At 69.5% G+C, this 20673-nt stretch carries 21 protein-coding genes; 2 read left to right on the top strand and 19 right to left on the bottom strand.

The genetic code is table 11. The features are described 5' to 3' along the window. Positions 1-85: 85 nt before the first annotated feature. The 16 genes from hypE to ABZ803_RS07890 all read right to left on the bottom strand — a co-directional run bounded on the left by hypE (position 86) and on the right by ABZ803_RS07890 (position 14499). On the bottom strand, positions 86-1162 hold the full coding sequence (gene hypE / locus ABZ803_RS07965) for a hydrogenase expression/formation protein HypE (protein WP_357034119.1): 1077 nt from the start codon (positions 1160-1162) through the stop codon (positions 86-88). Further along, positions 1155-2267: a hydrogenase formation protein HypD gene (gene hypD / locus ABZ803_RS07960; RefSeq protein ID WP_357034117.1), complete on the bottom strand. Its 1113-nt coding sequence runs from the start codon at positions 2265-2267 to the stop codon at positions 1155-1157. Before hypD ends, hypE begins: the two co-directional genes overlap by 8 nt. Beyond that, positions 2264-2590 (bottom strand): HypC/HybG/HupF family hydrogenase formation chaperone, encoded by a 327-nt coding sequence (locus tag ABZ803_RS07955; protein ID WP_357034115.1) that lies wholly within the window; start codon positions 2588-2590, stop codon positions 2264-2266. Before ABZ803_RS07955 ends, hypD begins: the two co-directional genes overlap by 4 nt. A 16-nt stretch (positions 2591-2606) precedes the next feature. Next, positions 2607-4973 carry a carbamoyltransferase HypF gene (locus ABZ803_RS07950; RefSeq protein ID WP_357034113.1) on the bottom strand — a complete coding sequence of 789 codons (2367 nt, stop codon included), beginning with the start codon at positions 4971-4973 and terminating at the stop codon, positions 2607-2609. Then, the gene (locus tag ABZ803_RS07945; RefSeq protein WP_040867901.1) at positions 4970-5212 is read right to left on the bottom strand and encodes a HypC/HybG/HupF family hydrogenase formation chaperone; all 243 of its coding nucleotides are present in this window, start codon (positions 5210-5212) and stop codon (positions 4970-4972) included. The genes ABZ803_RS07950 and ABZ803_RS07945 overlap by 4 nt, the downstream gene beginning before the upstream one ends. 2 nt (positions 5213-5214) lie before the next feature. Beyond that, positions 5215-5721 (bottom strand): hydrogenase maturation protease, encoded by a 507-nt coding sequence (locus ABZ803_RS07940; protein ID WP_357034111.1) that lies wholly within the window; start codon positions 5719-5721, stop codon positions 5215-5217. 13 nt (positions 5722-5734) lie between these two features. Further along, on the bottom strand, positions 5735-6052 hold the full coding sequence (locus ABZ803_RS07935) for a hypothetical protein (protein WP_063910407.1): 318 nt from the start codon (positions 6050-6052) through the stop codon (positions 5735-5737). Positions 6053-6207: 155 nt separating this feature from the next. Beyond that, positions 6208-7536 carry a hypothetical protein gene (locus ABZ803_RS07930; protein WP_357034109.1) on the bottom strand — a complete coding sequence of 443 codons (1329 nt, stop codon included), beginning with the start codon at positions 7534-7536 and terminating at the stop codon, positions 6208-6210. Then, positions 7533-8180, bottom strand: a complete 648-nt coding sequence (locus tag ABZ803_RS07925; protein WP_062974006.1) for a DUF6084 family protein — start codon at positions 8178-8180, stop codon at positions 7533-7535. Before ABZ803_RS07925 ends, ABZ803_RS07930 begins: the two co-directional genes overlap by 4 nt. Then, positions 8177-8812, bottom strand: a complete 636-nt coding sequence (locus tag ABZ803_RS07920; protein WP_357034107.1) for a DUF5947 family protein — start codon at positions 8810-8812, stop codon at positions 8177-8179. Before ABZ803_RS07920 ends, ABZ803_RS07925 begins: the two co-directional genes overlap by 4 nt. After that, positions 8809-9723 (bottom strand): NifU family protein, encoded by a 915-nt coding sequence (locus ABZ803_RS07915; protein ID WP_357034373.1) that lies wholly within the window; start codon positions 9721-9723, stop codon positions 8809-8811. The genes ABZ803_RS07920 and ABZ803_RS07915 overlap by 4 nt, the downstream gene beginning before the upstream one ends. 32 nt (positions 9724-9755) lie before the next feature. Then, positions 9756-11552, bottom strand: a complete 1797-nt coding sequence (locus tag ABZ803_RS07910; RefSeq protein WP_357034105.1) for a nickel-dependent hydrogenase large subunit — start codon at positions 11550-11552, stop codon at positions 9756-9758. An 11-nt stretch (positions 11553-11563) separates the two neighbouring features. Further along, the gene (locus tag ABZ803_RS07905; RefSeq protein ID WP_062974012.1) at positions 11564-12619 is read right to left on the bottom strand and encodes a hydrogenase expression protein HypE; all 1056 of its coding nucleotides are present in this window, start codon (positions 12617-12619) and stop codon (positions 11564-11566) included. A 93-nt stretch (positions 12620-12712) separates the two neighbouring features. Beyond that, complete coding sequence (gene hypB, locus ABZ803_RS07900; RefSeq protein WP_357034103.1) at positions 12713-13555, bottom strand: hydrogenase nickel incorporation protein HypB; 843 nt, start codon at positions 13553-13555, stop codon at positions 12713-12715. Continuing rightward, positions 13513-13887: a hydrogenase maturation nickel metallochaperone HypA gene (locus ABZ803_RS07895; RefSeq protein WP_357034101.1), complete on the bottom strand. Its 375-nt coding sequence runs from the start codon at positions 13885-13887 to the stop codon at positions 13513-13515. Before ABZ803_RS07895 ends, hypB begins: the two co-directional genes overlap by 43 nt. A gap of 237 nt (positions 13888-14124) precedes the next feature. Further along, positions 14125-14499, bottom strand: a complete 375-nt coding sequence (locus ABZ803_RS07890; protein WP_357034100.1) for a PepSY domain-containing protein — start codon at positions 14497-14499, stop codon at positions 14125-14127. A 114-nt stretch (positions 14500-14613) separates the two neighbouring features. On the opposite strand from ABZ803_RS07890, the gene ABZ803_RS07885 reads away from it, so the two are divergent. Together ABZ803_RS07885 and ABZ803_RS07880 are read left to right on the top strand one after the other, a co-directional pair. Continuing rightward, positions 14614-15291, top strand: coding sequence for a response regulator transcription factor (locus ABZ803_RS07885; RefSeq protein WP_040867915.1), 678 nt, complete (start codon positions 14614-14616; stop codon positions 15289-15291). Further along, on the top strand, positions 15284-16771 hold the full coding sequence (locus ABZ803_RS07880) for a HAMP domain-containing sensor histidine kinase (protein WP_357034098.1): 1488 nt from the start codon (positions 15284-15286) through the stop codon (positions 16769-16771). The genes ABZ803_RS07885 and ABZ803_RS07880 overlap by 8 nt, the downstream gene beginning before the upstream one ends. A gap of 42 nt (positions 16772-16813) precedes the next feature. Here ABZ803_RS07880 and ABZ803_RS07875 read toward each other — a convergent pair whose 3' ends face one another. The 3 genes from ABZ803_RS07875 to ABZ803_RS07865 form a co-directional block, all read right to left on the bottom strand. After that, positions 16814-17716: an alpha/beta hydrolase gene (locus tag ABZ803_RS07875; protein ID WP_357034096.1), complete on the bottom strand. Its 903-nt coding sequence runs from the start codon at positions 17714-17716 to the stop codon at positions 16814-16816. 124 nt (positions 17717-17840) lie between these two features. Then, a complete protein-coding gene (locus ABZ803_RS07870) occupies positions 17841-18986 on the bottom strand; it encodes an acyl-CoA dehydrogenase family protein (RefSeq protein WP_357034094.1) in 1146 nt (381 codons plus the stop codon). A 732-nt stretch (positions 18987-19718) separates the two neighbouring features. Further along, on the bottom strand, positions 19719-20615 hold the full coding sequence (locus ABZ803_RS07865) for a lysophospholipid acyltransferase family protein (protein WP_357034092.1): 897 nt from the start codon (positions 20613-20615) through the stop codon (positions 19719-19721). Between the last annotated feature and the right edge of the window lie 58 nt (positions 20616-20673).

The following is a 20673-nucleotide window of genomic DNA, read 5'->3' as shown; positions in this document are numbered from 1 at the left end:
TGGTCGGGGCGCCGCCGAGGGGCTATCGGCGATCCGAACGATGATCCACACCTCGCCTTCTGGCTCCGGACCGTTGCGTCCGCCGTCAGCAGATCCGCGGCAATTGCTCGCCCGCGGGCAGGTCCACCACCCGGGTCCCGCCGAGCGCGGTGCGGGCGACCACCATGCCGGGATGTTCGGCGACGCACCGGCCGATCACCGCGGCCTGCGCGCCCAGCGGGTGCTCCCGCATCGCCGCGAGTACGCGATCGGCGTCCTCGGGCGCGACGAACGCCAGCAGCTTGCCCTCGTTGGCCACGTACATCGGGTCCAGGCCGAGCAGCCCGCACGCGTCGCGCACGCCGTCGGGCACCGGCAGCTGCCGCTCGTCCAGGGATACGCCGACCCCCGCGGCGCGGGCGATCTCGTTGAGCGAGGCCGCGACGCCGCCGCGGGTGGGGTCGCGCAGCACGTGCACGTCGGCGCCGGTGGCCAGCATCGCCGCGACCAAGCCGTGCAGCGGCGCGGTGTCGCTGAGCACGGTGGTGCCGAATTCCAGTCCTTCGCGGCAGCTGAGCACCGCGACACCGTGCACGCCGATGTCACCGCTGACCAGCACGACGTCGCCCGGCCGCGCGCGCTGCGGCCGGATGTCGACCTCGGGGGCCACCACGCCGATTCCCGCGGTGTTGAGGTAGATCCCGTCTCCGTGTCCGGCGTCCACGACCTTGGTGTCGCCGGTGACCAGCTGGACTTCCGCCGCCAGCGCGGCGGTGCCGACCGCCTGCGCGATGCGCGCGATGTCGGCCAGCGCGGTGCCCTCCTCCAGGATGAACGCGGTGGACAGCACCATCGGGCGCGCACCGGACATGGCCAGATCGTTCACCGTGCCGTTGACCGCGAGCTCACCGATCGTGCCGCCGGGGAACACGATCGGTTTCACCACGAACGAGTCGGTGGAGAAGGCCAGTCGCGCGCCGTCGAGCGTGACCACCGCGGAGTCGCCGAGGTCGGCGTGCGCGGCCGAGCCGAACGCGGGCAGGAACAGATGCTCGATCAGTTCGCCGGACATCGCTCCGCCGCCGCCGTGGCCCATCACGATGTTCGGCGCGTCCCGCAGCGGCATCGGGCAGACCCAGCCCTCCACGTCGATCGCCACGGGGGCGGCGCCGTTCTCACGCATGGGCCACCTCCGCGGGCAGATCGAGCCGCCGGTACAGGTAGTAGGCGGCGCACGCGCCTTCGGAGGACACCATCGTGGCGCCCAGCGGGTTACGCGGCGTGCACTGCTTGCCGAAGGCGGCGCACTCGTTGGGTTTGATCAACCCTTGCAGCACCTCACCGGAACGGCAGATGGTCGATTCGGCGGTGTGCAGGTCGCCCACGGCGAAGCGGTGTTCGGCGTCGAACTCGCGATAGCGATCCGACAGCCGCCAGCCGCTGCGCGGGATCACGCCGATGCCCCGCCAGGCTCGGTCGGTGACCTCGAAGACGTCCTGCAGCATGGCCTTCGCCGCGGGATTGCCCGCCGCGGACACCGCGCGCGGGTAGGCGTTCTCCAGTTCGTGCCTGCCCGACTCCAGTTGCAGCACGGTGCGGCGGATGCCCTCCAGGATGTCCAGCGGCTCGAACCCGGTGACCACCATCGGCACCTTGTAATGCTCTGCCAGCGGCGGATACTCGTCGGTGCCCATCACGGTGCAGACGTGCCCGGCGGCGAGGAACCCCTGCACCCGGCAGGTCGGCGACTCCATGATCGCGGCGATGGCAGGCGGGACCAGCACGTGCGATACCAGCAGCGAGAAGTTCCGGATGCCCAAGCGCTTCGCCTGGTACACCGTCATCGCGTTGGCCGGAGCGGTGGTCTCGAAGCCGATGCCGAAGAACACGACTTCCCGGTCGGGATTCTCCTTGGCGAGGTTCAGCGCGTCCAGCGGCGAGTACACCACCCGGACGTCACCGCCTTCGCTCTTGACCCGGAACAGGTCCTTGGCGCTGCCGGGCACGCGCAGCATGTCGCCGAACGAGCAGAAGATCACGCCCGGCTGCGCGGCGATCTCCAGTGCCTTGTCGATCACCTCGAGTGGGGTGACGCAGACCGGGCAGCCGGGGCCGTGGATCATCTCGATCTGGTCGGGCAGCAGTTGGTCGATGCCGTGGCGGATGATCGAATGGGTCTGTCCGCCACAGACTTCCATGATCGCCCAGCGGCGGCTGGTCGCGGTGCGGATCCGATCGAGCAGGCGCTGGGCCAGCTCGGGATTGCTGAATTCGTCCAGGTATTTCATGACCGGGCCTCCGGTTCCTCGCGTGATGGCTCGGCGGCTGGATTGTCCATGCCCGCCTGCTTCGCGGCGATGGCGAAACCGTCGCCGAATTCCTCGTTCAGTACGCCGAGGTGCTCGAACTCGGCCAGGGTCCGCAACGCGGACTCCTCGTCCAGTCGCTGGATCGCGAAACCGACGTGGACCACGACGTAGTCACCGATCGCCGCGTCCGGGATGTATTGCAGGCACACATCCTTGTGCACGCCGCCGAAGTCGACGACCGACATCAGCGTGCCGTCCCGCTCGTGCAGGCTGAGCACTTTGCCTGGTACCGCAAGACACATCGTTGCTCTCCTTCGCTCATCCCTCGCTGCACGCGAGGAGTTGCCCGAACGCGAGGCCGCCGTCGTTGGGCGGCAGTCGGTGGTGGGTGATCACGGTGAAGCCGTTGTCGCGCAGCAGCGCACACGATCGCGCGAGCAGCAGGGCGTTCTGGAAAACGCCGCCGGACAGGGCGACGACCGTCGCCGGGGCGGCGTAGCGAGCCGCGAGCTCGAGCACCAGCCGGGCGACGGCGGCGTGGAACCGGGCGCCCACCACCCGCGCGGGTGCGCCCGCGCGCACGTCGGCGACCACATCCGCGAGCACCGGTGCGGGATCGATCAGGGCGGGATCACCATCGAGCAGGGGGAACCGGTATGCGGTGGCGCCTTCGGCGCCCGCCCGGGACAACCCTTCCAGCTCGATGGCCGCCTGCGCTTCGTAGTCGACGACGTGCCGCACGCCGCACAGCGAGGACACCGCGTCGAACAGCCGGCCCATGCTCGACGTGGGAGCGCAGCCCCAACCGGTCCGGAACTGGTGGGCCAGCACCGAACGCTCGGCGGGCGGACATGCCGCGACCGCCGGAATATCCTCGGTCCACTCGATCCCGGCCGACCGCAGATGCGCCAGCGCCATGCGGTAGGGCCTGCGCACCGCGAGATCGCCGCCTGCCAGCGGCACGTATTTCAGATGGGCCAGGCGGCGATAGCCCTTGTAACCCGCGAGCAGCACCTCACCGCCCCACACCGCCGCGTCCGGTCCGTATCCGGTGCCATCGAAGGCGATGCCGACCACCTGGTCGCTCGCGCCGAGTCCGTGCTCACCCATGACGGCGGCGATGTGCGCGTGGTGGTGCTGGACGGTGTACACAGCTCGCTCACCCGCGTGCCTGCGCGCCCACGCGGTGGAGCGGTAGCCGGGATGCGCGTCGGCGACCAGTTGGGTGGGCCGCACCCCGGTGAGTTCCGCGAGGTGGCGCTGGGCCGCGTCGAAGGAGCGCAGCGTCGCCAGATCGTCCATGTCGCCGATGTGCTGGCTCAGCCAGGCGTATCGGCCGTCGGCCACCGCGCAGGTGTTCTTGAGGTCGGCGCCGACGGCGAGCGTCGGCGGCAGCGGAACCGGTAGCAGCAGCGGCAGCGGCGCATAGCCGCGCGAGCGCCGGACGGGCAGTTCCCGGCCGTCGAGCGAACGCACCACCGAGTCGTCACAGGGCACCAGGATGCGCCGATTGTGCGTCAGCCAGCCGTCGGCCAGCCCGGCCAGCCGGGTGCGGGCGTCCTCGTCCTGGTAGCAGATCGGCTCGCCGCCGAGGTTGCCGGAGGTCATCACCAGCGCCTGCGGACCGGGCGGGTCGCCGGGCAGACCGAACAGCAACAGATGCAGCGGGGTGTAGGCGAGCATGACGCCCAGGTCCGGGTTGCCGGGCGCCACCGAGGGAGCCGGGATAGGTGGGCACGCCCGCGCCACGCCCACCGACGCGATGTCTTCACCCGGCTGAGCGGTGCGGATCGAATCGGCTGCGAACGAGCGGAATTCACCGGCCGCGGACCGGCGAGTGAGCAGCACTATCGGGCGAGCCGGGCTGGTCAGCAGCGCCGCGGCGGCGTCGTCGACGGCGACGATGGCCCTTGCCGTCGCGAGATCCGGCACCATCACGGCGAACGGCTTGTCCCCGCGGCGTTTGCGCCTGCGCAACTGCGCCACGGCCGTCTCGTCGGTCGCGTCGCAGGCCAGGTGGTATCCGCCGATGCCTTTGACTGCCAGGATGCCGCCCGCGCGCAGCAGCTGCCGCGCGGCCGTCAGCGGCGCACCGGCTCCCGGTCCGGTGTACGCGAGCGTGGGACCGCAGTCGGGGCAGGCGATCGGCTGCGCGTGGAAGCGGCGGTCGGCGGGATCGGCGTATTCCCGCGCGCACCGGGCGCACATGGCGAAGTCGGCCATCGATGTCCGCTCGCGGTCGTAGGGCAGACTCGCGATGATGGTGAAACGCGGACCACAATTGGTGCAGTTGACGAACGGATGGCGATAGCGGCGGTTCCCGGGGTCGCGCAACTCGCGTTCGCAGTCCGCGCAGATCGCGACATCGGGAGAGGCCAGCGTGCGGCCACCGCCGTCGCGGGTGGTACCCGCGATGTGGAAGCCGGTGCCGCCACGCACCGGGATGTCGGCCTGCTCGACCGCCTCGACCACCGCCAGCGGCGGCGGGCGCAGCCGCAGCCGCTCGGCGAACCGGTCCAGATCCGGCGGGGCTCCCTCGATTTCGATGACGACGCCACTGCTGTCGTTGCCGACGCTGCCGGACAGCGACAGCTCGGCGGCGGTGGTGTAGACGAACGGGCGGAACCCGACACCTTGGACCACACCCCGCACGAGCAGGCGACGTCGCAGCCGCTGGGTGGTCATGGCAGGTCTCCGCGTTGCAGCAGGCGCAATCCGTCCAGCGCCGCCGTGGCCCCGGCCTCGTCGGTCTTCTCCACCGCGAAGCCCATGTGGATGATCACCCAGTCACCCGGCCGGGCCGGATCCTCGTCGAGCAGGCCGATGTTCACCTTCCGCTGCTCGCCGGACACCTCGACCAGCGCGATCTGGCCGTGGTAGCCGTCGGGGATCGCCAGCACGCGTCCCGGGATGCCCAGACACATCGTCAGTCCTCCTGTCGCGCTGTGGCCCGCCGCAGCGGCTCGGAACCATCGGGTGCGCCGGTGGACAGCAACTCGGCGAGCACACCGCCCACGGCCACCACCGCCTCGTCCACCGCCGCGGCGACCGGCTCGGACAGGCCGATGCCCTCCGCCACGCAGGCGACCTGGCAGCCGATCACCACGGTGGGTGGGAGCGCACCGCCCAGGGCGCGCACTCCGGCGAAGACCGCGTCCGGGTTCATCGCGTGCGCGTCGAGATGCGCGGCGCCGGTGTCCTCCGGTGCGGCGGCGAACACCTCGATCCGGCCGGGTGCGCCGCGATCGGGCAGCGCGTCGATCAGCACCAGCGCGGCCCAGGGGTCCAGCAGGTCGTAGGCGAGGTGCATGCCCCGGATGCCGTAGTCCACCGCGCGCACGCCCGGGTCGGGGTGGGGCGGCAGCCGCCGCACCACCTCGGGTCCGAATCCGTCGTCGCCGAGGAAGATGTTGCCGATCCCGGCGATCAGCACCGCGCCCGTGGATTCACCCCTCTTCCTCGGTCGGCGTTGTCGCGCCGCCCACCCGCGCGTCGTCGACCTTTCCGGTCGCCGTCTCGGAGGGGGCGTTGGCGGTCTCCTTGCGCTCGTCGTAGGGAGGCGCCGCCGATTCGGTGCCGGGCGGGGCTTGCGAGGTGAACTCGGTGCCCTTCTTGGCGTCGTCGGAGTGCGCGGAGGTCATCTCCTCGTGGTCGATGTGCCCCGGCTCCCGATCCGCGGGCCCTCCGGCCGCGACGTCGGCGCCGGTGTCGCGCGAACCAGGCGCGCCCCGTGCCGATTGCGGCTCTTCGCGATGCTCAGCCATGATGCTCCTTTCCGGTCGGCCGCTACATGTGCCGGATCTTGAGGTATCGCCGCAGATCCGGGATCGAGCGCACGCCGAGATACACTCCCGCAGCCACCAGCACGGCGACGACGGTTGTCGACACCACTCCCACGGTTTCCATAGCGGACTTCCTTTCACTTCTCGGTGCCGTCGAGCGGCTCCACTTCGTCGGGGGCGAAATACAGGTAGCGGCCGTACCATTCGTGCAACTCGGCCGCCGGGTCGTCGTCCAGCACGACCCCGACGTGCGCCTGCCCGTCCACGTCCTCGTGGACCGAGACGACCCGGGCGCACCGGCCGTCGAAGAACAGATCCTGGGCGTCGGCCCGCCGCGACGGACGCAGCCGGACCCTGCTGCCCTTGCGCACGAGCACGCCCGCGACCGGCACCGCGTCGAGGTCGGGGCGTACGGCCTGGTCGGCCGACGGGTCCCACCAATCGAGGCCCTCGGGGATCTCCGGGATCAGTCCCGGCCCCTCGGCGTGCGGGTCGCGCAGCACCCCGTGCAGCTGCCGCATCGCGTCGGGTGACATGGCTTCGCAGCGGTCGATGATCTCCGCCGCGCGCGGATCGGTGGCCCGCGCCCGCGCCTTCTCCGCGTCGGTCATCGTGAGGATCCGCAGCGTGAGGATCTCGTCGATCTCGGTGGAGTCGAACAGCGCGCCTTCGCTCTGCTCCGCGATCTCCGGGTGGTCGTAGAGGATGATCGGCGAGATCAGCAGCATGCTGTAGTCGCCGGGCGGCCCCGCGAGCACCGGGAAGCAGCGGTACCGATCGCAGCGGGCGGCCGCGGCCACCGCGTCCGGCGGCGGTTCCAGCAGCGAGACGAACTCTCCGCCGGTGATCTCCGCGATGACGTGCGCGCCGATCAGCGAGCGGGCGATGGCGTCGCGCTGGTCGGTCGCGGGTTCGCCCACATTGCGCAGGATGACGGTAAGCCGCGCGAAGCCGTCGTCCCGGTCGGCCGCGAGTTCCAGCTCGCCTGCCAGCGGCAGCCGGGTACGCACGAGCGTGCCTCGCCCGGGGGCGGCGGTCGTGGCGATCTCCTCGGTGTCGCGGCCGCCCGGGATGTCCAGTGCCCGCACGAGGCGGCCCGGCGGGACCGGACCGATGACGACCTCCCGCTCGACCGCCTCGTCCCAGGACAGCCACGACCGCTCGCCGTCGGACCACTCGGCGACGGACGCGCCGTCGGCGTCCATCACTTGGCGGCGCTGGAGCTGGAGGAACCGGACGGTCAGGGTGATCTCCGGATGTTCGCCGGGGGCGACCAGGCACTGCGCCGACAGCGTCTGCTCCTCCCCGACCCCTGCGGCGGCGGCTCCGCGCGGACCCAGCACGCCGAACTGCCATCGCGACTGGTTCTTGCGCGCGTCGGCCCGGTAGGGGTAGAGCAAGTAGCCCTCGTAGAGCACCGCGTCGGCAACGGCACGAGCGCGGGCGCGGGCGTCGGCGGTCGTCACGGCGTCTCCTCGGTGCTGGTCAGCAGGCGGGTCACCGCGTCGTCGAAACCGGGCAGGCCGTGGCCGGACTTGTAGGCGGCCAGCGCACGGAGGGTGTCGTTGTGCAGCCGCACCCACCCCGAATTCGGGAAGTACGCGGCCATCAGGTTCTGCCACACCGCCACGGGCATCTCGAACTTGTCCTCGCGATCCCACGGGATCTGCTGGATGGCGAATCCGGTACTGCCCCGGATGAAAACGGTGCCGCTGAACAGGAAAAGCAGCGGAACCACACCGTCGCGCAACGCGTGCAGGTACTTCGAACCGGTCACCTCGAAGTCGTAGGTGCACGGCATCGGCAGATCCACTTCGGCGCCGCCGGTGAAACCCGGAATCATGGTGGCGCAGTGCATCCAGAGAAACGAACGCTGGGTCTCGTGCCAGCGTTCGCGCGGACCGAACAGATCGACCAGGCCCGCGGCCTCCTCGTCGGAGTAGCCGCGGCGGAAGGGCTCGATGCGCACCTGCGCGCGCAGGGCGATGGCGTGCACGGGTTCCTCCGCGAGCGCGGCGATGCCGACGCGCGCGGATAGGATCGGCGCGACGGCGTACGGCTCGGGTTTCATCTCGAGCACGGCGAACGTCGTCGAGTACACCGGGCTCATGCCGCACCCCCGGCTCTCGCGCGCGCCGACGCCTCGGCGAAGAACTGTTCCAGATACCGGTGCACGTCCTGACCGCCGTCGAAGCCGTGCCACAGCAGCCGCATCCGGCCGACGAACTCGTAGCAGGCGTCGATCGGCAGCAGCAGGCAGGCCGCCTGCTCGGTGCGGCGGTCGGGCACCCGGATGAGCAGCGCTTCCACGTCGGCAGCGAGCACATCCAGCTCGGGATGCCGGTGCAGGATCGCGTTCCATTGCTCCAGCGGCAGTTCCGATTCCGTCGCGCCCGCGGGCCCGGGATAGAACGCCACCGTCCGCTCCAGCGCGGAATTGCGGAAGAAGAACGCCAGGTTCACCGGGATCTCCAGCGCGTCCCACTCCGCCCGGCTGATCGTGAAATCGGGGAACGCGAGATACCGATCCGGCACCGCTCGATAGCGCAGCGCCGCGTTCTGGTCGACGAACAGCAGATAGCAGCCGCGGCACACGCACATCAGCTGCCTGCCCTCGACGTTCACCACGTGCTGGTGCTGCTCGGCGATCGGCTCCGCGCACATCTCGCACCGTTCGCCGGGCCGGGGAGCGGGCCCGCGGTCGGCGGCGATTCGCTGGAGCGCGCGAAACGGTGTGCTCACCCGTGCACCCCCACCGGCACCGCCACCGACAGTTCGCCGGATCGCACGAGCACGGGAAGCGGTTCGAGATGCCCGTCGCCGTCGACCCGGGCCCCCGCGTGCACCACGTCGTAGTGCGCCCGGCAGGTGGGGCACCGCAGCACCGCGTCACCGGCCGGGAATCCCACGCGCCGTTCCAGCACCGCGCCCGCGAGGGAGCCGTCGCAGCCGGGACAGTGGTCCCGGTAGGCGTACAGTTCCTCGCCGACCCGGCAGGCCAGCACGATCAGCCCGGCGACGTCGAAGCCGCCCACCTCGCCCGCGCTCAACTCGGCCAGTTCGGGCACCGCGACCCAGTTGCCGGACCGTGCGCCGTCCGCGCGCACGCGGGAGAACAGCGAGTCGGCGGAGATCACCCCCGCCGACTCCGTCTGCGCGGCCACCACTTCGATGGACTCGATTTCCGGCGCCGCCGCCCGCACCGCGTCCTCGACGGCCAGTTCGAGCGTCACCGACGAGGACGGACAGCTCTTGCAGCTACCCGCCAGTTCCAAGCGGACCACCCCGTCGACGATGTCGACCAGGTGGACGTCACCGCCGTGCGAACCGAGGTAGGGGCGCACGCTGTCCAGCGCGGTGCGCACCCGGGTGGACACATCGTGCGGATGCAACCCGTGCACCAGCAGCAGGCTGGCGACCAGATCGTCACGGGCCAACCGCTCGACCGCGTCCGCGTCGAGCAGCGCGACCGCGCGGGTCAGCCCCGCGCCGTAGAGTCCGACCAGTTCGCGCACCAGTTGCTCGGCGCGCTCGCGGGCGAGCGCGCCGCCCGCCGAACTCGCCTCGAGCAAGGTCTCGATGCGATCGCCGGCTTCCCGCCACCGGGTCTCACCGAATGTCGCGTCGTCCTGGTCGTCCGGGCGATCCTCCACCGTCACCTCCGGTCGTTTCGCCCGACGCGGACTCACTCGGGGGTGAGCGTCTGCGTCGGTGAGTGCAGTTTCTCCAGCGACTTTCCGTTGCCGAGGTACATGTGCACGCCGCACGGCAGGCACGGATCGAAACTGCGCACCGTGCGCATGACGTCGATGCCCTTGAAGTGCTCGCGATCGTTCTCCTCGAAGATCGGCTGGCCCTGCACCGCGTCCTCGTAGGGGCCGGGCGTGCCGTAGCTGTCGCGCGGGCTGGCATTCCACGGCGTCGGCGGATACGGGTGGTAGTTGGCGATCTTGCCGTCCCGGATCACCATGTGATGCGACAGCACGCCGCGCACCGCCTCGGTGAAGCCGCAGCCGATGCCTTCCTCGGGGACCTCGAACTTCTCCCAGGTCTTGGTGTGGCCGGCCCGGATCTCCGCCATCGCCTTCTCCGCGAAGTGCAGCGCGCAGGCCGCCGCGTACGCCTGGAAATAGGTGCGCGCGCGGTTGCGCTCGAGAGTGTTGCTGCCGTGCACCGGGATCTTCCACTCCAGCGTGACCGGGCCTTTGAGCGCGGTCTTCGGCAGGTTGATCTGCACGCTGTTCCCGGTCGACTTCACATACCCGATGTCGATGAGGTTGGCCAGCGCCGTAGACCACAGCCGGGCCAGCGGGCCGCCTCCGGTGTCCAGCGAGAGGTGGTCGGTGCCGTCGAACCAGCGTGGCGACATCACCCAGCTGTACTTCTCGTCCAGGTCTCGCTTCTGCGGCCGGGGATTGGTGTGCTGGTTCCAGGGATGGCGCCGGTCCACCGGGTTGCCCAGCGGATCGGTCTGCACGAACATCTCCTGATCGGTCCAGTCCTCGTAGTACGAACTGCCCAGCAGGATCCGCAGGCCGAGGTTGATGTCGACCAGGGAGGTGGTCAGCAGTTTGCCGTCGACCACGACGCCGGGGGTGACGAACATCTTGCGGCCCCAGTCGGCCATGTCCTTGTACTCGAAATTGCAGAACTCCGGGTCCTGGAACGAGCCCCAGCAACCCAGCAGCGTGCGCCGCAGACCGACTTTCTCGTAGCCGGGCAGCGCCTCGTAGAAGAAGTCGAACAGGTCGTCGTGCATCGGCACGACCTTCTTCATGAACTCCACATAGCGCATCAGCCGGGACAGGTAATCGGTCATCAATTGGATCGTCGCGACCGTGCCGGGTCCACCGGGATACAGCGTGGACGGGTGGACGTGCCTGCCTTCCATCAGGCAGAACATCTCCCTGGTGATCCGGCTGACCTGTAGCGCCTCCCGGTAGAACTCACCGGTGAACGGGTTGAGCGCCCGCATGATGTCGGCGATCGTGCGATACCCGTGGTCGCCCGCGTGCGGCGCCTCGGTGTTCTCCGCCCTGGCCAGCACGCCCGGGTTGGTCTCGGAGACCATCTTCTCGCAGTAGTCCACGCCGACCAGGTTCTCCTGGAAGATGTTGTGGTCGAACATGTACTCGGCGGCTTCGCCCAGGTTCACCACCCACTCGCCGAGGTGCGGCGGGCGCACGCCGTAGGCCATGTTCTGGCAGTAGCACGAACAGGTGGCGTGATTGTCACCGCAGATGCCGCAGATGCGGCTGGTGATGAAGTGCGCGTCGCGCGGGTCCTTGCCCTTCATGAAGATCGAATAGCCGCGGAAGATGGACGAGGTGCTGTGGCACTCGACCACTTCCCGGTTCTCGAAGTCGATTTTGGTGTAGATGCCGAGGCTGCCGACGATGCGGGTGATCGGGTCCCACGCCATCTCGACGAGACGGTCCGGCTCGATCGTCCGGTGCGACGGCTCCGGGATGATCTGTGTCATCAGAGATCCTCCTACCAAGTGCGGGTCGCGCCGGTCTCCAGCTTCCGGCCCCGGTGCCGCCAGTGCGGCTCCTTGTCGACGGTGCGTCCGGTGATGTGACGGAGGCTGCGGATCACCGATCCGTAGAGCCCCGATGCGCTGGACGAGAGCTTCCCGCCCGGTGGTTCGTCCATGAACGGCATGAACTTGTCCGGGAAGCCCGGCATGGTGCAGCCGATGCAGATGCCGCCGACGTTCGGGCAGCCACCCAGGCCGTTGATCCAGCCGCGCTTGGGGACGTTGCACTTGACCACGGGCCCCCAGCAGCCGAGCTTCACAATGCATTTCGGCGAGCCGTACTCGGTGGCGAACTCACCCTGCTCGTAGTAGCCCGCCCGGTCGCAGCCCTCGTGCACGGTCGCCCCGAACAGCCACTTGGGCCGCAACGCCTCGTCGAGCGGGATCATCGGCGCCTGTCCGGTCGCCATGTAGAGCAGATAGGTGAGCGTCTCCGACATGTTGTCCGGCTGGATCGGGCAGCCCGGCACGCACACGATCGGAATGCCCGCCTTGCTCTTCCAGTCCCAGCCGAGGTAATCCGGCACGCCCATCGCGCCGGTCGGGTTGCCCGCCATCGCGTGGATGCCGCCGTAGGTCGCGCAGGTGCCCGCCGCCACGATGGCCGTGGCCTTCGGCGCGAGACGATCCAGCCATTCGCTGGTCGTCATGGGCTGTCCGGTGGCGGGATTGTTGCCGAACCCGCACCAGTAGCCCTCTTCCTTGAGTTGCTCGTTCGGGATCGAGCCCTCGACCACCAGAACGAACGGCTCGAGTTCCCCGCGGTCGGCCTTGAAGAACCACTCCAGGAAATCATCGGCGCCGCCGTTCGGGCCGCACTCGAAGTCGATGAGCGGCCAGTGCACGGCGATCTTGGGCAGACCGGGCAGGGCGCCGAGAGCGATTTCTTCGATGCTCGGCTGCGTGGCCGCCGTCAAGGCGACCGAGTCACCGTCACAACTGAGTCCGGCGTTGATCCAGAGAACGTGGATCAGCGTTTCTTCGGCTCGTACTGCTTCCTGAGTGGGCATATCTCGCCACCTTCCGCAGCGGACCACCGGGGGCCGAATCTCGCCTTTCTCGAAGAAGGGGTCACCCGTCGATGTGATCCTGATCACTTCACCTTAAGCGCGCCCGGCGGCTTCCTCAAGAGCCGCCGAACCGGCCGCGCGACGCCGCTCGGCCAGCCAGTCATACCAGGTAGACAGGCCTGCACCGCTGCTCACGGACAGCGGAAGGACCTCGACGCCGGGATGTATCGAATGGATGTACTCCCGGCATCGGTCCAGATCGAAATCGACATACGGCAGCAGATCGGTCTTGTTCACCAAGACCAGGCCTGCCGCCTGGAACATGTGCGGATACTTCAGCGGTTTGTCGGTCCCCTCGGTCACCGAGATGACGACCACCTTCTCCCGCTCCCCCAGGTCGAACAGCGCCGGGCAGACCAGATTGCCGACGTTCTCGACGAACAGCAGCGTGCCGGGCGCCGGGTCGAGCTTCTCCAGCGCGCGATACATCATCTCGGCGTCCAGGTGACATCCCGCGCCGGTGTTGACCTGCACGACCCGGCACCCCGTGGCCTGGATCCGTTCGGCGTCGAGCAATGTCGCCTGGTCGCCCTCGATCACCGCGATCGGCGTCCGGCCGGACTCGCGGATGGTGCGTTCCAGCAGACTGGTCTTACCCGCGCCCGGCGAGCTGGTCATGTTGAGGGCGACGATGTCGCGCTCGGCCAGCCAGGCCCGGTTGCGCTGCGCCAGTTCGTCGTTCTTGGCCAGCACCTTCAGTTCCAGGCTGACGGTCTCGGTGGCGGGCACGTGGACGTGGTCGGCGTCCGGGCCGTGCGTGTGCTCATGGGGATGGGGGTGCTCATGGGCGTGGTCGTGCGCCTCGGAGTGCTGGTGGTCGTGCGGGACGCGAATCAGCGCGGCGGCGTCGTCGCCGCAACCGCAGGTTGCGCACATGCCTCACTCACCTCCATGGATCGGATACGCAGCTCGCGCCCGGCGCGAATCTCGACATCGGCGCTGCCGCAGGGACACAGCAGGATCGGGTCCGGCAGCCGGAACTCGGCTCCGCAGGTCCGGCACGCCCCTACCCCGGGGATCTCCACCAGGACCAGCTGCGCGCCCTCGGCTACCGTCGCCTCGGCGGCGACTTCGAAACAGAACCGCATGGCATCGGGCACGACGGCGCACAGCGCGCCGACCTCGACGGTGACGGAATGCACCCGCCGGCCCGCCGCGTGCTCGCAGACGGCGTCGATGACGCTCTGCGTGATGGCCATCTCGTGCATCGCGACCTCGATTCCTCGAGCGGACAACCTTGAGGCTACTCCCGGGCAAACGCGGTGCGGACCCAATCCACGATGCTCGGCGAACGCATCTGCATGGCCTCGAGCACGACGCCGACCGGGGGCATGCCATCGGTGAAGCCACGGCCGGGATCCCCCTCCGGATCCCCGCCGCCCGGCAGCAAACACCTCGTGCTTACCCGAGCACCGACCCGTCACACCTCGCGCCGCCGAGGAAGGTCAGTCATTGTCGACCGCGCTGTGGACCGCGCCGCTGCTCGCATCGATCGTCACGTCGTAGCGCACGCCCGCGGGCGTGATGAGCTCCACCTCCCAGACCGCGGTGCCGCGCTCGGAGTCGAACTCGGTGGACCGGACCTGCCCGCCTGGCACGGCGCGCACCGCCTTGTCGATCGCCTGCTGCCCGCTGATCCCGGTGTCGGCCACCAGCGACCAGTTCCCCGCGGACGAGCGGAAGGCGACGGTGTGATCGTCCGGCCCGCCGGTGGCGACAGCGGCCAGGGCCGCGCTGAGACCGACGACGACGCCCGCGACGGCCATGCCGACGAGGAGCCAGCGAAGACCGGCGTAGGCACGGCGGAAAACGGTTGTCATGCGAAACCTCCTGCGGGAGTGCTGATTCGAATGCGACTACGGTGACGCACGGAACTGAAGGCGAGCTGAAGCCACCTGAAGACGGTTTCAGGATCGGTCTGCCACTCTTGGTGGATGCGTCTGCTGATCGTGGAGGACGAGAAACGTCTGGCTCTCACACTGGCAAAAGGCTTGTCGGCCGAGGGATTTGCCGTGGATGTGGTGCACGACGGCGCCGAGGGGCTGCACCTGGCGACCACCACCGACTACGACCTGATCATCCTCGACATCATGCTGCCCGGCATGAACGGTTACCGGGTCTGCGCCGCGCTGCGCGCCGGGGGCCACGAGACACCGGTGCTCATGCTGACCGCGAAGGACGGCGAATACGACGAGGCCGAGGGGCTGGACACCGGTGCCGACGACTACCTCAGCAAGCCGTTCTCCTACCTCGTGCTGCTGGCCCGCATTCGCGCCCTGTTGCGCCGCCGAACCCGCGGTGGCGCACGGGTACTGCGCGTCGGCGACCTGATCGTGGACCCGGGCACCCGGACCTGCCGCCGCGGCTCGCAGGACGTGACGCTCACCGCCAAGGAGTTCGCCGTGCTCGAGCACCTGGCCGTCCGCGCGGGGGAGGTGGTGTCGAAAGCCGATATCCTGCACCACGTCTGGGATTTCGCCTACGACGGTGATCCGAACATCGTCGAGGTCTACATCAGCACGTTGCGCCGCAAGATCGACGCGCCGTTCGGGCGCCGGACGATCACCACCGTCCGCGGCGCCGGATACCGGCTGGCAGCCGACCGTGCCTGAGCGGAGCGGGCGTGCGTGGTGGCGATCGGTCCGCACCCGCACCACGGTCGCGGCGACGGCGGTCGTCGCGGTGGCGCTGACGGCCGCCGGGCTCACGGTGCTGGCGGTGCTGCGGCACAACCTGGTGCACAGCGCCGAATTGCAGGCGGAGACCACCGCGCGCGACGTGGCGACCCAGCTCGCCTCGGGCGCCGACCTCGCGCGATTGTCGCTTCCGGACGCCGAAGATCGACCGGTGCAGATCGTTTCGATCGACCGCCGCGTCCTCGCGGCCGCTGACGAACTCGCGGGGAAACCCCCGATGGCCGACTTCGGGCCCCTCGCGAAGGCCTCCGAGGACCGAGACGACGAGGACGAGGACGAGGAGGACGACGCAGATGACGAGGACGAGGGGGAATCGGACGACGACGAAAGCCCCTCCCCGAGCGCGGACCCCACAACGGCCGACGCGGAATTCGGCGACGTACGGCTGACGGTGGACACCGAGGACGGCCCGCACCCGTTCCGGGTCGCCGCCCTCGCGGTGACCGCACCCGGGGGACAGCCCGCCACCGTCTACGCGGGCTCCTCGCTGGAGACCGCCGACAGCGCGGTGGCGGACGCGCGGCAAGCGATGCTGATCGGCCTGCCGCCGCTGCTCGCCCTGGTCGCCCTGGTGACCTGGCTGGTCACCAGGCGCGCCCTGCGCCCGGTGGAGGCGATCCGCAGGCAGCTGGCCGAGATCATGGACGGCGATCTGTCCCGGCGCGTGCCCGAACCGGGCTCCCGCGACGAGATCGGCAGGCTGGCGACCACCACCAACGCCACGCTCGCCGCCCTGGAGGAATCCGGGGAGCGCCAGCGCCGGTTCATCGCCGACGCCGCCCACGAATTGCGCAGCCCCATCGCCAGCCTGCGCACCCAGCTCGAGGTCGCCCAGGCGCACCCCGACCTGCTGGAACTGGACGGCCTGATCGGCGACACCATCCGGCTGGAACACCTCGCGGCCGACCTGTTGCTCCTGGCCCGGCTCGACGCGGGCGAGCAACCGCGTGCGGATCGCGTGGACCTGACAGTGCTGGTTCGCGACGAACTGGAGCACCGTGCGGGCGACCGGGTGGCCGTGGAGATCGCGACACCGGAGGACGCGGTCGCGGTCACCGGCAGCCGTACCCAGCTCGCGCGCGTCCTGGGCAACCTCGTCGACAACGCCCAGCGGCATGCCGCGAGCATCGTGCGGGTAGCCGTGCAGCGCAGCGCCGACGGGCGGGCGACATTGTCGGTCGGCGACGACGGCCCGGGTGTGCCGCCCGCCGATCGCGAGCGCATCTTCCAGCGGTTCGTCCGCTTGGACGACGCGCGCAGCCGCGACGAAGGCGGCGCGGGTCTGGGCCTGGCCATCGTCCGCGATGTCGTGGAGCGCCACGGGGGCACCATCCGGGTCACCGACGGCACGGCCGGCGGCGCCTGCTTCGTCGTAACCCTGCCCACTCGCGTCTGACTACCGCACCGTTGTCGGCGGCGATATCGACCGGGGATTCGCTCAATCCCCGAGTGCGCTGCGCAAACGTTCGATGACGATCCTGCGGGCGGCCCGTCCTTCTGGGGTCGGCGTCAGTGGATAGACATGCGGCAGCCCCTGCCCGGCGTGGTAGTCCACCGTGACTCCGGCGCGACGTGCCGCGTCCACCAGCAGGCGCGTGTCCGGGTGCAGGATGTCGTCGGTGCCGCAGAAGACCGTCAGCGGACCGAGCCCGCGCAGGTCGGCGGCGAGCGGGCTGACCCTCGGGTCGGCGATCTCGAGGTCGCCCCGCCAGTGCTCGATGAGCACCCGAGTCCCCGCGACGCCCAGCCACGGGTCGCGGGGCTGCACGACCGGTATCTCCGGATTACTCAGCGAGAGATCGAGGGCGGGTGCGATGAGCACGGTGCCCGGCAACCGCACGCGATGCTCGTCCCGCAACACCACCGCGGCCGACAGCGCGATCTGCCCACCGGCGGAATCCCCTGCCAGACAGACGTTCTCGTAGGTTTCCCGGTTCGCGAGCACCAGCTCGACGAAGCCTTGGACGACTTGCGCGGCCGTCCCGAACGGAATCAGCGGGTAGATCGCGACAGTCACGGCCGCACCGGTTTCCGCGGCGACGGCCGCGCACAGTGCCCAATGCTGCGGTGCGATCTCGTGCACCCAGCCGCCACCGTGGGCGTACACGACATTCCCCCGGGGCCGCTGCCCGCGCGGAGTCAGCGTGTAGACCGGCCAGCCGCCGCGACGGTCCACCGTGATCGCCACATCCGCGCGCAGCCGGCGCGGCGGACCGTAGCGCCGGGGCCGCAGGCTCAGATCGCGAACACGCTCCCGCGCCGCGCCGGCGTCGACGAATACCCGGTTGGCGCGCGTCGCCCTCAAATACCCGCGCACGACCTGGTTGGCCAGACTCGGCATCGCATCTCCTCCGCTTCGGGTGATGGACGGACGTCGAGTCCGTCGGCACCTCGGGAGGCGATTGTGCCCCAGGCGATGCCCGGGCCGACGGCGGACGGCGACCCGAGCGGAAACCCGCGCGCTGTCAGGAGAGTTTCAGGCTCCGCCCGATGATCTCCTTCATGATCTCGGTGGTGCCACCGTAGATGGTCTGGATGCGAGCGTCCATGTAGGCCTTCGCGATCGGGTATTCCTTCATGTAGCCGTATCCACCGTGCAGTTGCAGGCAGCGGTTGATCAGGTCGAGCTGCTCCTCGGTGCTCCACCACTTGGCCATCGCCGCGTCCTCGGCGGTCAGCTTGCCCTCGTTGAGCAGTTCGATGAACTTGTCCACCATCAGGCGCACGGCGGTGGTCTTGGTGGCCAGTTCGGCGAGCACGAAGCGGGTGTTCTGCAGCGCGCCGATCGGCTTGCCGAACGCCTTGCGGTCGCGGACGTACTGGACGGTCATGTCCAGGCAGGACTCCATGGCCGCCGCCGCCATGACGGCGATCGACAGCCGCTCCTGCGGCAGGTTCTGCATGAGGTGGATGAAGCCCATCCCCTCGGTGCCGAGCAGGTTCTTGCCGGGCACGCGCACGTCGGTGAAGCTCAGCTCGGCGGTGTCCTGGGCCTTGAGGCCGAGCTTGTCCAGGTTGCGGCCGCGTTCGAAGCCGGGCATGCCGCGCTCGACCACGAACAGGCTGAAGCCCATCGCGCCCTTCTCCGGGTCGGTCTGCGCCACCACGATCACGATGTCGGAGTTGATGCCGTTGGTGATGAAGGTCTTGGCGCCGTTGAGGATCCAGTCGTCCCCGTCGCGCACCGCGCGGGTCTTGATGCCCTGCAGATCCGAACCGGTGCCCGGTTCGGTCATCGCGATCGCGGTGATGATCTCGCCCGCGCAGAAACCGGGCAACCAGCGCTGCTTCTGCTCCTCGTTGGCCAGCTCGAGCAGGTAAGGCGCGATCACATCGTTGTGCAGCGAGAAGCCGAGACCGGAGTACTGGCCGCGTACCGACTCCTCCGAGACGATGGCGTTGTAGCGGAAATCCTTCACCCCGCCGCCGCCGTACTGCTCCGGCATGGCCATGCCGAGAAAGCCCTGCTTGCCCGCCTCGAGCCAGACCTCCCGGTCGACGATGCCCTGCTCCTCCCACTTCGCGTGATTCGGCGCGACGTGCTGATCGAGAAACTTGCGGAACGACTCCCGGAACAGTTCGTGTTCGGGTTCGAACAGTGTGCGTTCCACGCCAACCTCCTAGTGACCACACCGGCCGGTCCACACCGACCAGTCGTTGCCCCATACCGTACCCGGAAGGAGAATCTCTGTTCACTTCTGGGGCCAGAACCATGGTCTCACCAGGAGCAGCGGCGCGGGACCGGATCAGTAGGCGAGATTCCCCGCAAACGATCGGGAACTCGGGAGCGGCGGGGGGACGACAACGCCGGGCATCGCTTGATTCCACCCCGATTCTTCGGCGAGGTCGGCCGATCGCCGGTCCGGTGGCCACTACCGGGCAGCTCGAGCCTGTCCGCTACCGGTCCTTTCCGCTGGTAGTGCCAGAACCCGCGCCGGTGGGCGGCGAACGCTCGAGCCAGCCCACCCATGCGGAAGACCTACGTGGGTGGGCGCTCTGACGCGCAACCGGTTCACCACGGCCACCCAGCCTTCACCGCCGCCTTCTGCGCCATGCGACCCGCGCGACAACTGGTGCATCAGGGAGGCGCGGACCACCCACTCCGGCGCCATCACGCGGCGCAATCACATCCAGGTGCGTCCGACGGGCCGACCTGCCGATCGAACTCGCTGCACTTATGGCTTCGGCGCCGCGAACCGGTCGTACCGACCGGACTCGGAGTGCATCCGACGTCGACTTCGTCCCCGCTCGGCGGCGACTACACCGGAGCGACCCCGTACCCCCGCTCGGTCCGATCGGTAGTCACCGGATCGAGAGCCGGGGTAGGCCGGACAGGAGAACCGTCAGAGGTTCAGCCAACCCCGCACACGACCCACCAGGGTGCGGCCTTGGTCCCGCGCCCGTTCGGCGAAGAGGAAGTTCATCTCCTCCTCCAGCGCCTTGCGCACCACATCGCGGAATTCGACCGCGGCGGCGTGCATGTCGCCCGCGTCGCGCCAGGGCGCCGGGTCGATGGGCGCGCCCGCGGAGAAATAGAAGCGCTCCGGCCGCGGGATCACGGTGGGACCGACTCCGCGGATGAGCGGCGGGGTGAGGTCGCGGCTGAGGCCGAGCGCTTCCACGGTCCAGCGCAGCGGGCGCAGGATCGGATGGTCGCCGTCCACCACGATGTCGTAGGCGTCGTCGACGCCGATCATCGCGACCGGGACGATGGGCGCGCCCGCTTCGATGGCCATGCGCGCGAAGCCGCTGCGGCCCTCCCACTTCAGCAGGTACTTCTCGTTCTTGCGGCGCACCGCCTCCCGGCCGCCGCCGGGGAACACCATCACGGCCTCACCGCGCCGCAGCAGGGCCAGGCAGTTGGACCGAGTCCCGCGCACCGCGCCGTAGTGGTGCAGCAGGTGACGTACGCCGGGCACATTGATCAGCACGTTCTCGGCGAGACCGCGGATCAGGCGGCCGCGGCGGCGCAGCACCTCGGGCAGCAGCATCGGCGCGTCGATGCCGCCCAGCAAGTTGTGGTTACCGACCAGCAGCACGGGGCCATCGGCGGGGATGTTTTCCAAGCCGTAGAAACGCGGACTGGTCCACGCGCGCAGCGGCGCGAGCAGGGTGTCGATCACCCGCAGATCGGTGTCGGTCAGCGCGACCGACAGCGGCGCACCGTCGGTGAGCGCCGGATCGGCGCTGCTCGCGGCGCCGGAGCGCCGGGTGCGGGAATCGGAGCGGGCGTCCGACATGAACCCTCCTGGTGTCGATTCGATGACGATAGCGCAACGAAATCGACTGCGTCGCACC

The sequence above is a fragment of the Nocardia sp. NPDC047648 genome (assembly GCF_040642815.1).
Taxonomy (GTDB): Bacteria; Actinomycetota; Actinomycetes; order Mycobacteriales; family Mycobacteriaceae; genus Nocardia; species Nocardia gamkensis.
This window is presented reverse-complemented; position numbering and strand designations above follow the sequence as displayed.

Excerpts from the sequence above, each read along its gene's own strand:
- hypE (WP_357034119.1), bottom strand. The coding sequence starts at position 1,162 with ATGCGTGAGAACGGCGCCGCCCCCGTGGCGATCGACGTGGAGGGCTGG.
- hypD (WP_357034117.1), bottom strand. The coding sequence starts at position 2,267 with ATGAAATACCTGGACGAATTCAGCAATCCCGAGCTGGCCCAGCGCCTG.
- ABZ803_RS07955 (WP_357034115.1), bottom strand. The coding sequence starts at position 2,590 with ATGTGTCTTGCGGTACCAGGCAAAGTGCTCAGCCTGCACGAGCGGGAC.
- ABZ803_RS07950 (WP_357034113.1), bottom strand. The coding sequence starts at position 4,973 with ATGACCACCCAGCGGCTGCGACGTCGCCTGCTCGTGCGGGGTGTGGTC.
- ABZ803_RS07945 (WP_040867901.1), bottom strand. The coding sequence starts at position 5,212 with ATGTGTCTGGGCATCCCGGGACGCGTGCTGGCGATCCCCGACGGCTAC.
- ABZ803_RS07935 (WP_063910407.1), bottom strand. The coding sequence starts at position 6,052 with ATGGCTGAGCATCGCGAAGAGCCGCAATCGGCACGGGGCGCGCCTGGT.
- ABZ803_RS07925 (WP_062974006.1), bottom strand. The coding sequence starts at position 8,180 with ATGAGCCCGGTGTACTCGACGACGTTCGCCGTGCTCGAGATGAAACCC.
- ABZ803_RS07910 (WP_357034105.1), bottom strand. The coding sequence starts at position 11,552 with ATGACACAGATCATCCCGGAGCCGTCGCACCGGACGATCGAGCCGGAC.
- ABZ803_RS07905 (WP_062974012.1), bottom strand. The coding sequence starts at position 12,619 with ATGCCCACTCAGGAAGCAGTACGAGCCGAAGAAACGCTGATCCACGTT.
- hypB (WP_357034103.1), bottom strand. The coding sequence starts at position 13,555 with ATGTGCGCAACCTGCGGTTGCGGCGACGACGCCGCCGCGCTGATTCGC.
- ABZ803_RS07895 (WP_357034101.1), bottom strand. The coding sequence starts at position 13,887 with ATGCACGAGATGGCCATCACGCAGAGCGTCATCGACGCCGTCTGCGAG.
- ABZ803_RS07890 (WP_357034100.1), bottom strand. The coding sequence starts at position 14,499 with ATGACAACCGTTTTCCGCCGTGCCTACGCCGGTCTTCGCTGGCTCCTC.
- ABZ803_RS07885 (WP_040867915.1), top strand. The coding sequence starts at position 14,614 with ATGCGTCTGCTGATCGTGGAGGACGAGAAACGTCTGGCTCTCACACTG.
- ABZ803_RS07875 (WP_357034096.1), bottom strand. The coding sequence starts at position 17,716 with ATGCCGAGTCTGGCCAACCAGGTCGTGCGCGGGTATTTGAGGGCGACG.
- ABZ803_RS07865 (WP_357034092.1), bottom strand. The coding sequence starts at position 20,615 with ATGTCGGACGCCCGCTCCGATTCCCGCACCCGGCGCTCCGGCGCCGCG.